Consider the following 12,588-nt stretch of genomic DNA (forward strand, 5'->3'; position numbering starts at 1 on the left):
CGGCGCGAGGCTTAAAGTGCCTTGCCCGAGTCCGGGCGAGACCCTCAGAAGAAGGAGACATTATGTACAAGTTCCGTGCGGCCGCATGGCTGCTCGCCGCGACGTTCGTCCCCGCGTTCCTGCCCACCGCGCAGGTCGATGCCGCCACGCTGCGCGTGATGACGTCGGGCGGATTCACGGCCGCCTACAAGATCCTCGGTCCGCAATACAGCGCGCAAAGCGGCAACCCCATCGAGACCGAACTCGGACCGTCGATGGGACAGTCGCGGGAGGCCATTCCGAATCGCCTCGCGCGCGGCGAGCAGGCCGACGTGGTGATCATGGTCGGCTATGCGCTGGACGATCTGATCCGCAAGGGCGTGGTCGATCCGGCATCGCGTGTGGAGCTCGCGGACTCGCGTATCGGCATGGTCGTGCGCCAGGGCCAGACCGTTCCCGACATCCGCACCGAGAATGCCTTGCGCGAGACGCTGCTGCGTGCGAAGTCGGTGGCTTACTCGGACAGCGCGAGCGGCGTGTATGTGGAGAAGGAACTGTTCGCGCGTCTGGGCATTACCGCGCAGATGCGCGGCAAGGCCAGCAAGATCGAGAAGATTCCGGTCGCGACGGTCGTAGCCGATGGCCAGTACGAGCTCGGCTTCCAGCAGGTGAGCGAACTGCTGCCCGTGCCGGGTGTGTCGTTCGCGGGGCGCATTCCGGAGTCCGTGCAATCGGTCACACGCTTCGCGGCGGGCATTCCCGTGAATGCGCCACATCCGGCGGAAGCGCGCGCACTGCTCGAGTTTCTCTCGGCGCCGGCCGCACAGACGGTCGTCAAGGATTCGGGCCTCGATAGCGTCGAAAAATAGCGTCGAAAAATAAGTGTGGGAATTGTCTTACGTACATTTCGGAAGGGGGCCGCTGCTTCATCCCGGTGCAGGAACGTAACCTTCAACTACGGTGTGGCCACGGCGCAAGACGCCGGGCCCGGAGAAAAAATCCACTTAAGAGAAGGAGCACGACATGACGATGAAGAAACTGTTCTGCGCCGCAGTCTGTTCGATGATGGTTGCCGCCCCCGCTGGCTTTGCGTATGCGCAAGCCGGTTCCAAAGCCGACTACGACGCCGCCGTGAAGACGGCCGACGCCGACTACAAGACCGCGAACACGAAGTGCGACGCGATGAAGGACAACGCCAAGGACGTCTGCAAGGCGGAAGCCAAGCGTGACCGCGATGTGGCGAAGGCCAATGCCGAAGCCCGCCGCGACGGCACGGACAAGGCGCATGCCAAGGCCATGAAGACCAAGGCCGATCGCGACTACGACGTGTCGAAGGAAATGTGCGACGACAAGTCGGGTAACGACAAGGACGTGTGCGTGAAGCAGGCCAAGGCTGCCCATGAGCAGGCCCTGGGCGCTGCGAAGGTGACCAAGGCTGCGGCCACGGGTACCAGCACCGATGTCGCCGAGGCGCGTGCGGACGCCCGCAAGGACACCACGGACGCCGCCTACAAGGCCGACAAGGAAAAGTGTGACGCCATGACCGGCGACGCCAAGGACAAGTGCCAGGCCAACGTGAAGGCCAAGTACGCACGCTAATCCGGCGAGCGACCTCCGACACCAATCGACACACCAACCCGCAAGGAGTCCGACATGAACTGGGACCAAATGGAAGGCAAGTGGGAACAGGCCAAGGGCAAGATCAAGGAGAAGTGGGGCAAGCTGACCGACGATGACATGACCGTCATCAACGGCAAGCGCGACCAGCTCGCGGGCCGCATCCAGGAGCGCTATGGCTACACCAAGGAGCGCGCCGAGGAAGAGATGAAGGCGTGGGAACGCGACGCTCGCTGGTAAGCAGCGATCGATCGCCAAAGTCGATGCGCGGACGGTGCATCGCACACAACGGGGCTTCGGCCCCGTTGTCGTTTCCCGAACCCCGACTCAAGTGGGGACGATCCCCCGGGCCGTCTGTGCGTGGTGCGTGTTTTGTGGCGTAAACGCCGCGCTATACCTGCCGTGCGTGACGAATTAAGCATTAATTAGGACTGAATATCGCCGAATTTAGTACGGACCCCATCGATCGCGACTTAACATTGCGGCTCCCAATGGCGTCTCAACCTGCTTCGGCGCCGCGCGAAATTCTCCAAGGCGCGGCATTGCATGTACGCGATCCTGCCCGCCTTCGTCTCGTCGATCTTCCTCGGTTACGGCCTCTATGTGCTGGTGACCCAGGGCGTCACGCGCGTATCGACGTCGTTCTTCCTGCTCTGCGCGACCACGTTCGCGTGGCAGGGCACGTGGGCATTCCTGTTCCAGTCCGAACATCCCGACGTCGCGTTGCTGCTCGCGCGCGTGGGCTATCTGTTCATCCTGTTCCTGCCGACGACGTTCTACCACTTCATCTGCGAAGCGACCGAGTGCCGCAGGGAACGTCCCGCGCTGCTCGTGTCGTACGGCATGAGCCTGATCCTGTCGGTGCTGCTGCTGACCACGCATCAGGTGGTGTCGGGCTACTACACGCTGTTCTTCGGCGAGTATCCGAAAGCCGGGCCGCTGCATCCGCTGCACGTGCTGCAGACGGTCGTGCTGGCTGCGCGCTGCGCGTGGCTGCTGGTCAAGGCGCGCACCAATGCGACGGCCGAACGCCGCCGGCGCTTCAACCTGTGCCTGCTCGCGCTGGGGTTGTACTCGGTCGCCGCCGTCGACTACGGCGTCAACTACGGCCTCGCGTTCTATCCGCCGGGCGCGATCTTTATCGCGATGAGTCTCGGCATTCTCGCGCTCAGCGTCGTGCGTTACGACCTGATGCACCCGTACTCGCTCGCGGCCACCGTCGCGCATGAAGTCCGCACGCCGCTCGCGACCATCCGCATGCAGGTGCAGGAAATCGCGCTGGCATGGCCGCGGCTGCTGCAGGGGTATCGCCTGGCCGTCGAGCACGGGCTGATGGAGGACCGCATGCGGCCCGGACAGATCGAGCGCATGAGCCAGCTCATCGGGGGCATTACGCGCGAGGTCGATGGGACGAGCACCGTCATCGACATGGCGCTGGCTTCCGTGACGCTCGAGCGGCTGGACCGCAGCACATTCGCGCCGTATGGTGTGGCCGCATGCGTGGAGGCGGCGATGGAACGCTATCCGTTCCAGCCCGAGGAGCGCGAGCGTGTGCGCGTGCATGGCTTCGAGCCGGACTGGCGATTCGTCGGCTCCGATACGCTGCTGGTGTATGTGCTGTTCAACCTGCTCAAGAACGGCCTCTACGCGATTCGCGCGCATGGCAGCGGCGAGATCCGCATCGAAGGCGGCATCGAGGGCAACTTCTACCTGCTGCGCTTCAGCGATTCCGGCCCCGGCATTCCCGCGGACGTGCTGCCGCGGATCTTCGAGCCGTTCTTCTCGACGAAGGCGCATGGCCGTGGCAACGGTCTGGGCCTCGCGTTCTGCCGGCGTGTGATGGAAGCCTTTGGCGGCCGTATCGAATGCGCGTCGCGCCCCGGGGTGCATACCACCTTCACGCTGCGCCTGCCGCGCTTCCATCCGCTCGGCGATCGTCCCGACGAACGGCTGCGCACGCGCACCGCCGGCTGACCGCTCCGGCGGCACGCACTTTTAGCTATACCCTCTCAACTACACACTTCCGACAAGATGGGATGAGGGCTCAGTTCGCGAACGGCGGCAGCACGAGCTCGTATTCCTTGACCCGTTCGATGATCTCGCGCGGAAAGCGCGAGATACGCTTTTCCCGGTCTGCAAAGACGATCTGCTGATAGCCCAGCGACACGGGGCGGCCTTCGACGCTGAAGCGGAACAGCAGGTACGCCGAGCATTGCCGCACCTGGAACGTGTTGAGGTAGCAATCGACGCGTTGGAACGGGAACGTTTCCTCGACGTATTCCTGATGGGCACGCTTCGTCACGAACACGCCACCGGCGGCAAGCAGGTTACCGTGGATGCATTCATGGAACCAGCGCTCGCGGCAGATGCCCTGCCATTCGAAGTACCGGGCGAAATAGGTGTTCATGAAGGCATTGGAGTCCTTGAGATAGATATCGATGGCATGGTGGAAGGTCTTCTGCGGGGTGGTTTCCAGCGCGTCCTGATCGAGCAGGGCGGTACCGCGGTTCAGCACTTGGGGAATCACGTCACGCATCAACATGGAAAAGCTCCTGAAGGGTTCTGACTGCAACGCGGCAGCCGGCGCGTGCCCCGGGAGACGTGCGGGGCATGACGCATTCTGGCTTGACGGGAGGAACGGCGGGGGCCCGCCGTGGAGGGGAGATTACTTCTGCGGCTGGGGCGCGGGCAGCTCGCGCATCGGCAGGTCGGTGACCTTCAGCGCCTTGTCGAAGTTGCATTGGAACGCGTAGCGCTTGTCGCCGTCGGTGATTTCACCGACCACGGCCATGCTGGTCCGGCCTTCCATCGCGTTGATGGTGTCGAATCTGGCGTTCTCGTGACCCTGCTGCTTGACCGCCTTCCTGCACTCCGCAGTGGCGCGCGTGCGGGCGTCTGCCAGCGCATGTCCCGCGAGCGTCATCAGGCAGCAACCGGCCAGGACGAGGTGAGCGGCTGATTGGCGCATCGTGCGGCGCATCGTGGACTCCCGGAAGTCGGATCGGACACATTCCAAGCTTATCAGCCGCGCAGCCCGGCGCACGTTTCAATATGTTTCGTAGTGTGGGTTGCCGCATGCTGCCCTTATCCCCTTAAAAGTGCGCTAATAGGCGCTGACTTTCCTCGTCTCCCCTGTCAACGCAGGAATATTTCAATCCGTTACCGATCATTACGAGCCAGCAGTGAGACAGGCGAAAGTAGGCAGGGCAAGACAGGGGAGCAGTGAGTCGTGCAGGAATTCGTTCCGATGTGGCAGGGACTCGTGCGAGTCCGGGAGGGCAGGGGACCGTGGGGAACGGGGCCGCTGCGTTATCTCAAATATCTGAGCGCCATGGCGATGCTGTCGGCGGCGTGCTATCCCGCCGGGACGCGCCGCTGCTGGACGCGTCGCATGCGCATGGTGGCGTTGTCGGCATTGCGGGAAGGTGCGGTGCGGCCGTGGCTGCGGTCCGTCGGGTCGTGCACGCTGTTGCAACGTGTGATCGCGAAGCGGCCCGGCCTGCTCGAGCGTCCGTATCGGCCGCTCGGCGAACTCGGCATGACGTTCCACGAGCGCGCCAGCCTCGTGGCCGATCACTACGGCGTCATGCATGCCACGCTGCCGCTCCCCGTCTGCGAGCGTATCTACCTCGACGGCGGTCTCACGTGGAAATTTGGTGACGACGGGGAAGGTGAGACCGGCCGCTACACGCTGCGCCTCGGTGACTCCGGCCCGAACCCGAAGGAAGGCGAGCTCGCGTTCTACTGGGTCGATAGCGCGACCGACACCTGTCTGGCGCAACTGAGCTTCTACCTGACGCATGGCTACGACGGTCCCGCCGTGTTTATCGGCGGGCTCCAGGGCCCGAAGGGCGAGGCGAGCCGCGAGTACATTCGCGCTTCCACGAAGGCCTGCGAGGGCGTGCGCCCGAAGGACGCCGTCATGGAAGCGCTGCTCGCGCTGGCGGGCCATATCGGCGCGCGCCGCATCGTCGCCGTTTCGCGCGCGAACCACGTTGGACGCCAGCGCAATACGCCGCGCGAGATTCAGGCGGACTACGAAACGTTCTGGCGGGAATCGCACGCGGTGGACCTGCCGGACGGCAATATGGCGATTCCCGTGCTGCAGCCCGTGCGCGATATCGCGGACATCCCCTCGAAGAAGCGTTCTGCCTGGCGGCGCAAGCAGGCCATGGCCGAGGGCATTCGCGCCAGCGTGGCCTGCGCGCTGCGTGAGGAATCGGATACCGCGGACACCGGGCTTCGCGCGGCCTGACTTCGTCCGGCATTCGCACGCAATGCGCTGGCGGCGCGCCCCACGGGTGCGCCGGGCCCGCATCGATGCCGCTACACTATGCGTCTCCCCCCTCGACCGTGACGGATCACCGCAATGGAGACGAAGACCGTGAGTGAGAACGAAGGCGTGACCAGTGGCCGCACAACGATGAACGGGGCCGAGAGCCTCGTCAAGACGTTGCTCGCGTGCGGTGTGGATACCTGCTTTGCCAACCCCGGCACGAGCGAAATGCATTTCGTCGCGGCGCTCGACCGCATTCCCGGCATGCACTGCGTGCTGGGGCTGTTCGAGGGCGTGGTCACCGGTGCCGCCGACGGCTATGCGCGCATGGCCGGCAAGCCCGCCGCCACGCTGCTCCACTGCGGGCCCGGCCTCGCCAACGGCCTCGCCAATCTGCACAATGCGCGCCGCGCGCAGACGCCGATCGTCAATATCATCGGCGACCAGGCCACCTACCATCGTCCGTTCGACGCACCGCTCACGGCCGATACCGAAGGCTGGGCACGCCCCGTTTCCGTCTGGACCCGCACCGCGACCACGGCTGCCTCCGTGGGCGCCGATGCCGCGATTGCCGTGCAGGCAGCCATGGGCGCGCCCGGTGGGGTCGCCAGCCTGATCCTGCCGTCCGATGTGTGCTGGGACGAAGGCGGCCAGGTGGCCGCGCCGCTGCCCCCGCTGCCCGTTCCGCAGGTCTCGCCCGATGCCATCGAGCATGCCGCGCGCGTGCTGCGCAGCGGCGAGCCGACGCTGATCGTGCTGGCCGGCAGCGCGCTGCTCGAGGGCGCGCTGACCCATGCGCATCGCATCGCTGCCGCCACCGACGCGCGGCTCATCACGCCGATGTCCAACGCGCGTGTGACGCGTGGCCGCGGACGTCTGGCGATCGACCGCATTCCGTACTCGGGCGACGTGGCCCGCACCAAGCTTGCCGGTATCCGCCATGTGGTGCTCGTGGGCGCGCCGCCGCCCGTGACGTTCTTCGCGTATCCGGGCAAGTCGCCGCGTCCCTATCCGGAAGACGCGACCATCCACGTGCTTGCACGTCCGGAACAGGATCTCGGCGACGCCCTGGCGCGGCTGGCCGAAGCACTCGGCGCGCGCAAGGCCGAACTGCCGCCGACCGCCTCGCTGGCGCACTCGCCGGCATCGGGTGCGATCACCTCGGAAGCCGTGGCGCAGTCGCTGACCGCGCTGCTGCCCGAGCAGGCCGTGGTGATCGAGGAGAGCGTGAGCTTCGGCCGCGCGTTCTATCCGGGCACCGTGCACGCCGCGCCGCACGACTGGCTGCAACTGACGGGCGGTGCGATCGGCGAGGGCTTGCCGCTCGCGACCGGTGCCGCCATCGCCGCGCCGGGCCGCCGCGTGGTCTCGCTGCAGGCTGACGGCTCGGGCATGTACACGCTGCAGTCGCTCTGGACCATGGCGCGGGAGAAGCTCGACGTCACGATCGTGCTGCTGGCCAACCGCAAGTACGCGATCCTGCTGGGCGAACTCGCGGGTGTGGGCGCCAACGCGGGCAAGACCGCGCTCGATATGCTCGATATCGGCAATCCGGATCTCGACTGGGTCAAGCTGGCGAACGGCATGGGCGTGGAAGGCGCGCGCGCGACGGACATGGATACGTTCAACGATCTGTTCCGGATGGCGAACCAGCGCAAGGGCCCGTTCCTGATCGAGCTGGTTATCTGACGGTCATCTGAGCGCGAAGGAGGCGATCATGCTCCAACTCCGGCCCGGCTGTGAATGCTGTGACAGGGATTTGCCGCCCGACAGCGCCGATGCGCGCATCTGCACGTTCGAATGCACGTTTTGCGTGGACTGTGCGACGGACAAGCTGCATGGCGTGTGCCCGAACTGCGGCGGCGAGCTCGTGGCGCGGCCAAGGCGCCCCGCCGCAAAGCTCGCGAAGTTTCCGCCCTCGACGGAGCGGGTGTTCAAGCCGGCGGGGTGCGGGGGCGCCTGAGCGCCTGCCCCCACCCCGCGATTTGCGTCAGCCGAGCGTCGCCCAGCCCTGCATGGCCTGGCCGCCGGCATCGTCGCCGGTCCACAGCAGCACGCGGCCCGGTGTAGCCGGATCGGGCGCCCCACCCACGGTGACGGTATCGATATGGAACAACGGCGCCAGCCCGCGGAAGCCGAACGTCTTCACGCGTGCGCCGGGCTGTTCCTGCCGCAGCAATTCCAGCATGAGCGTGGCCTGCAACGGGCCATGCACGATCAGTCCCGGGTAGCCCTCCACATCGCGCACGTACTCCAGATCGTAGTGAATGCGGTGGCCGTTGAACGTCAGCGCCGAGTAGCGGAACAGCAGCACCGGGTCGGCCTGCAGCGTGCGCTGCCATTGCGCGCGGTGCTCCAGGCGCGGACGCGGCGGCATCGGCAGGCCCGGTTCGGCTGCCGCGCGGTAGACGATATCGTGGCGCTCGTCGATCGCCGTCTTGCCGTTGACGGTCAGCGCATGATCGACCGTCACGAAATACAGCTCGCCCGATCGGCCGCTCTTGTGCGTGACATCGCGGATCGTTGACGTGCGCGTGACCGTATCGCCGACGCGCAGCGGCGCGTGGAACGCGATCTCGCTGCCCGCCCACATGCGGCGCGGCAGCGGCACGGGCGGCAGAAAGCCGCCGAGGCGGGTATGGCCATCGGGGCCCAGCGTCTCCTGCGGCGCGCGCGGCAGGAAATAGAGCCAGTGCCACAGCGGCGGCAGCGGCCCCGCGGCCAGCGCGTCGCCATCTAGGTTGAACGTGGCGGCCAGCGACAGCACCGGTTCGGGGGCGAGGATCTCGGTGCGCGATTCGCTGCGGCCGATCCATTCGCGGAGGTGGGCCAGCGTTTTCTCTTCAGTCATGGTCATCGTGTCTGGTAGTCGATATCAGCGGGCGGCAGGCAGCCAGTTGCGGACATCGGCCTCGGCGTCGAGGCGCCATGTCCGCGCAATGATCGCGCGCATCTCGGCCTCGCTGGCACCGTGACGGAACGCGCCGAGCTGAATGGCCTTGGCCTCGAGCTCGGGGCGCGACAGCGTGTTGTCGGGGTCGCCCTTGGGTACATCCACGCGCGCCTCGAGCGTGCGGCCATCGGTGGTGTGCACGGTCACGCGGCCGATCCACTGGCGCGGATACGCGGCATTGATCTCCTCGTCGAGCACCATCTCCACCTTGTCGCGGAATGCCGCCACGCGTGCGTCCTGCAGGGCCTGGGTCTCGAACTCGCCGAGGCCCGCGTGCGCATGCACGGCCACAAGCCCGAGCACCGTCCCCATCGAGAACTTGGCCTGATGGATCGTGGTGGGATTGACGACGGGGCCCAGTACGTCGATCGCCCCCTGATGCACGTGCGCGGTGACCTTTGCGATCTGCTCAGCGGCAATGCCGTCGCGGCGCACGAGCGCGGCCAGCGCGTCGGCGGCCGGATGGGTATGGCGGCACGAGGCGAAGTACTTGAACGAGGTTTCCGCCGTGGCCCAGCGCGTGCCGAGGCCATCGGTCAGCGCCGCCGGGTTGGCGTCGCTCGACATGCCGGCCGCCATGCCCTGCGCGCCTTCGAGAATGCGTCTGGCGCCCGTGAAGCCCGCGCGCGCGAGCCATGCGGATTGCAGGCCGTCGGCCGCGGCCTTCGCCGTATGTAACTGCTTGGAGTCGGCGGCGTCGCGCAGGAACTCCCATAAGCCCGCGGCCTGCGTGCCGGCGGTGCCGAGCGCCTGGTTGATACCCTCGGCATCGAGGCCGAACAGCTTGGCCACGGCGGCCGCCGCGGCGAGCGTGCCGACGGTGCCGGTGGTATGGAACACGCGATAGTGGGAGCGGCCCATGAATTCGCCGATACGGATGCCGGCCTCGTAGCCCGCGATCGAGGCGAGCAGCACGTCCCTGCCGCTGCGCCCTTCGGCCTGCGCGGCGGCGAGCACGGGCGGAAACACCACGGCGGCAGGATGCAGCACGGAGCCGTTGTGCACGTCGTCCTGCTCGACCACGTGCGACGACGCGCCGTTGATCAGCGCCGCGAAGTAGGGCGAGGTCCGGCGTCGGTCAACGAGGACCTCGGCGTCGCCGGTGCCGGGTCCCATCGCGCCCGCGAACTCCTGCAGGCGGCGGATCGCGGGCGCATCCTTGCCCGCGATGGCCGAGGCGATCCAGTCGAGATACAGGTCCTTGGTGCGCTCGACTACGGGAGCCGGCACGTCGGAGAGCTTCAGGTTGGCCAGGAATTCGCAGAGCTGGCGCGTGGGGTAGGTGGCCTCGCTGGAGGACAGGGTCATGGCGGGTGTCTCCTCGGAATCTCAGAACGATCAATCTCAGAACGATCGCGGCAGTTCCAGCACGTGTTCGGCCACGTACGACAGGATCAGATTGGTGGAGATCGGCGCCACCTGATACAGGCGCGTCTCGCGGAACTTGCGCTCGATGTCGTACTCGGCGGCAAAACCGAACCCGCCATGCGTCTGGAGGCAGACATTGGCGGCCTCCCACGAGGCATCGGCCGCGAGCAGCTTGGCCATATTGGCTTCCTTGCCGCAGGGCTTGCCCGCATCGAATAGCTGCGCGGCACGATAGCGCATCAGGCTGGCCGCCTCGACGTTCACGAACGAACGCGCGATCGGGAACTGCACGCCCTGGTTCTGGCCGATGGGCCGGTCGAACACGATGCGCTCGCGGGCGTAGCCGCTGGCGCGATCGACGAACCAGTAGCCGTCGCCGATGCACTCGGCCGCGATCAGGATGCGCTCGGCGTTCAGGCCGTCGAGGATGTACTTGAGGCCGCGGCCTTCCTCGCCGATCAGGTTCTCGGCCGGAATCTCCAGATTATCGAAGAACAGCTCGTTCGTCTCGTGGTTGACCATATTGCGGATCGGCCGGACCGTCAGGCCATTGCCGATGGCATCGCGCAGATCGACGACGAACACCGAGAGTCCTTCGGACTTGCGCTTGACCTGATCGAGCGGCGTCGTGCGCGCGAGCAGCAGCATCAGGTCCGAGTGCTGGACCCGCGAGATCCATACCTTCTGCCCGTTGACGACATAGCGGTCGCCCTTGCGCACCGCGGTGGTCTTGAGCTTGGTGGTATCGGTGCCGGTGGTCGGCTCGGTCACGGCCATCGACTGCATGCGCAGCTCGCCCGAAGCGATGCCGGGCAGCCAGCGTGCCTTCTGTTCCTCCGAACCATGGCGCAGCAGGCAGCCCATCACGTACATCTGGCCGTGGCACGCGCCCGAATTGCCGCCGCTGCGGTTGATCTCTTCCATGATCACCGATGCCGCGGTCAGCGGCAGGCCGGACCCGCCATAGGCCTCCGGGATCAGCGCGGACAGCCAGCCCGCCTGGGTCAGCGCCTGCACGAATTCCTCGGGAAACGCACTTTGTTCCTCCACGCGCTGCCAGTAGGCGGAGTCGAACCCCTGGCAGAGGTCGCGGACGGCTTCCCGGATTTCGGGGTAGATCTGGTCGTGGTCCTGGGTTTGTTCCGGATTCGCTTGCATTGGGGGCCTGTGTTGGCGTTGGGTCGTTCGGATTATTCCCGAGCCCCCGTCTCGCGAAAATTCGGATTTGCGAAAGCACGGCTTAGGGATGAATTTAGGGGGGGCGCTGGGGACAACCCTAGGTTTCCGCGCCGACGTGCGCAGCCTTCGGCAAATCGGAATTGCGTGAGCCGGCGATTCCTTTCACGCTCGCTCGATATGTCATAACAACCGTAGGAGACTTCATGACCGCTTCGCGCATCCCTGCCATGCCCCCCTTCACCGCCATGACTTGCGCCCTGGCCGTCGCCGCGGCGGCCGCCTTGCCCGCGACCGGCCATGCGGCAGACCCCTTCCCGTCGCGCCCGATCACGATGGTCGTGCCGTTCGCGGCGGGCGGTCCCACCGACGTGGTGGCGCGGTCCGTCGCCGCCGCCATGTCCAGGTCGCTGGGCCAGAGCGTGGTCGTCGAGAACCGGCTCGGGGCGGGCGGCACGGTGTCGGCGGCCTATGTGGCCAAGGCCGCGCCCGATGGCTACACGATCCTGATCCACCATAACGGCATGGCCACGGCGCCGGCGCTCTATTCGAAGCTGCCGTACAAGCCGCTGTCGGACTTCTCGTTCGTCGGCCAGGTGGCCGACGTGCCGATGACGCTGCTGGGCCGGCACGACCTCCCCGCCAACACGCTGCCCGAGCTCGTCAGCTATATCCAGAAGAACCAGAGCAAGGTGAACCTCGCCAATGCGGGCCTGGGCGCGGTGTCGCAGCTGTGCGGCATGCTGTTCCAGAAGGCGATCGGGGTGGAGCTGCAGACCATTCCCTATCAGGGTACCGCGCCGGCGCTGACCGCGCTGCTGGGCGGGCAGGTGGACGTCCTGTGCGACCAGACCACGCAGACGCTGCCGCACATCAAGGCGGAGAAGGTCAAGCTGTATGGCGTGACCACGGCCCAGCGCATCGCGGCGCTCCCCAATACGCCGACGCTGCGCGAGGGTGGCCTCAAGGACTTCGAGGTCAAGGTGTGGCACGGCATCTATGCGCCCAAGGGCACGCCGCCGGCGGTCATCGACAAGCTCGACGGCGCGCTCAAGACCGCCCTGAAGGACGCTGCGGTGGTCAGGCGCATGCAGGAGCTCGGCGCGGTGATCGTGCCCGAGGACAAGCAGACCCCCGAGGGACTGCGGACATGGCTGGCCTCCGAGATCGACAAATGGTCGCCGATCATCAAGGCAGCAGGCGTGAAAGCGGACTGACG

13 protein-coding genes are annotated in these 12,588 nt (G+C 66.3%); 8 read left to right on the forward strand and 5 right to left on the reverse strand.

The annotated features are described in order from the left end of the window. Positions 1 to 62 precede the first annotated feature (62 nt). The 4 genes from FOB72_RS28085 (at position 63) to FOB72_RS28100 (ending at position 3,570) form a co-directional block, all read left to right on the forward strand. Complete coding sequence (locus FOB72_RS28085; protein ID WP_150376358.1) at positions 63 to 848, forward strand: substrate-binding domain-containing protein; 786 nt, start codon at positions 63 to 65, stop codon at positions 846 to 848. Between the two features lie 160 nt (positions 849 to 1,008). After that, on the forward strand, positions 1,009 to 1,578 hold the full coding sequence (locus FOB72_RS28090; protein WP_150377492.1) for a hypothetical protein: 570 nt from the start codon (positions 1,009 to 1,011) through the stop codon (positions 1,576 to 1,578). A gap of 54 nt (positions 1,579 to 1,632) precedes the next feature. Continuing rightward, on the forward strand, positions 1,633 to 1,836 hold the full coding sequence (locus FOB72_RS28095) for a CsbD family protein (RefSeq protein WP_150376360.1): 204 nt from the start codon (positions 1,633 to 1,635) through the stop codon (positions 1,834 to 1,836). Positions 1,837 to 2,142: 306 nt separating this feature from the next. Beyond that, positions 2,143 to 3,570 carry a sensor histidine kinase gene (locus FOB72_RS28100; RefSeq protein WP_150376362.1) on the forward strand — a complete coding sequence of 476 codons (1,428 nt, stop codon included), beginning with the start codon at positions 2,143 to 2,145 and terminating at the stop codon, positions 3,568 to 3,570. A gap of 70 nt (positions 3,571 to 3,640) precedes the next feature. Here FOB72_RS28100 and FOB72_RS28105 read toward each other — a convergent pair whose 3' ends face one another. Continuing rightward, complete coding sequence (locus tag FOB72_RS28105; RefSeq protein ID WP_150376364.1) at positions 3,641 to 4,138, reverse strand: acyl-CoA thioesterase; 498 nt, start codon at positions 4,136 to 4,138, stop codon at positions 3,641 to 3,643. A 123-nt stretch (positions 4,139 to 4,261) separates the two neighbouring features. Then, positions 4,262 to 4,576 (reverse strand): hypothetical protein, encoded by a 315-nt coding sequence (locus tag FOB72_RS28110; RefSeq protein WP_150376366.1) that lies wholly within the window; start codon positions 4,574 to 4,576, stop codon positions 4,262 to 4,264. 249 nt (positions 4,577 to 4,825) lie between these two features. Between FOB72_RS28110 and FOB72_RS28115 the strand changes: the two genes are divergently transcribed. The 3 genes from FOB72_RS28115 to FOB72_RS28125 all read left to right on the forward strand — a co-directional run bounded on the left by FOB72_RS28115 (position 4,826) and on the right by FOB72_RS28125 (position 7,835). Continuing rightward, complete coding sequence (locus FOB72_RS28115) at positions 4,826 to 5,851, forward strand: VirK/YbjX family protein (protein ID WP_223851602.1); 1,026 nt, start codon at positions 4,826 to 4,828, stop codon at positions 5,849 to 5,851. 168 nt (positions 5,852 to 6,019) lie between these two features. Continuing rightward, the gene (locus tag FOB72_RS28120; protein WP_150377496.1) at positions 6,020 to 7,561 is read left to right on the forward strand and encodes an acetolactate synthase large subunit; all 1,542 of its coding nucleotides are present in this window, start codon (positions 6,020 to 6,022) and stop codon (positions 7,559 to 7,561) included. 28 nt (positions 7,562 to 7,589) lie between these two features. Beyond that, the gene (locus tag FOB72_RS28125) at positions 7,590 to 7,835 is read left to right on the forward strand and encodes a DUF1272 domain-containing protein (RefSeq protein WP_150376368.1); all 246 of its coding nucleotides are present in this window, start codon (positions 7,590 to 7,592) and stop codon (positions 7,833 to 7,835) included. Positions 7,836 to 7,862: 27 nt separating this feature from the next. On the opposite strand, the gene FOB72_RS28130 is transcribed toward FOB72_RS28125, so the two are convergent. The 3 genes from FOB72_RS28130 to FOB72_RS28140 are packed head-to-tail and all read right to left on the reverse strand — an operon-like array spanning position 7,863 to position 11,351. Then, positions 7,863 to 8,723, reverse strand: coding sequence for a MaoC family dehydratase N-terminal domain-containing protein (locus FOB72_RS28130; RefSeq protein ID WP_150377498.1), 861 nt, complete (start codon positions 8,721 to 8,723; stop codon positions 7,863 to 7,865). A gap of 24 nt (positions 8,724 to 8,747) precedes the next feature. Then, positions 8,748 to 10,133, reverse strand: coding sequence for an MmgE/PrpD family protein (locus FOB72_RS28135; RefSeq protein ID WP_150376370.1), 1,386 nt, complete (start codon positions 10,131 to 10,133; stop codon positions 8,748 to 8,750). Between the two features lie 36 nt (positions 10,134 to 10,169). Then, positions 10,170 to 11,351, reverse strand: a complete 1,182-nt coding sequence (locus tag FOB72_RS28140) for an acyl-CoA dehydrogenase family protein (RefSeq protein ID WP_150376372.1) — start codon at positions 11,349 to 11,351, stop codon at positions 10,170 to 10,172. A 224-nt stretch (positions 11,352 to 11,575) separates the two neighbouring features. Between FOB72_RS28140 and FOB72_RS28145 the strand changes: the two genes are divergently transcribed. Further along, on the forward strand, positions 11,576 to 12,586 hold the full coding sequence (locus FOB72_RS28145; RefSeq protein ID WP_150376374.1) for a tripartite tricarboxylate transporter substrate-binding protein: 1,011 nt from the start codon (positions 11,576 to 11,578) through the stop codon (positions 12,584 to 12,586). Positions 12,587 to 12,588 lie beyond the last annotated feature (2 nt).

Origin of the sequence: Cupriavidus pauculus, from assembly GCF_008693385.1 — a bacterium.
Lineage (GTDB): Bacteria > Pseudomonadota > Gammaproteobacteria > Burkholderiales > Burkholderiaceae > Cupriavidus > Cupriavidus pauculus_D.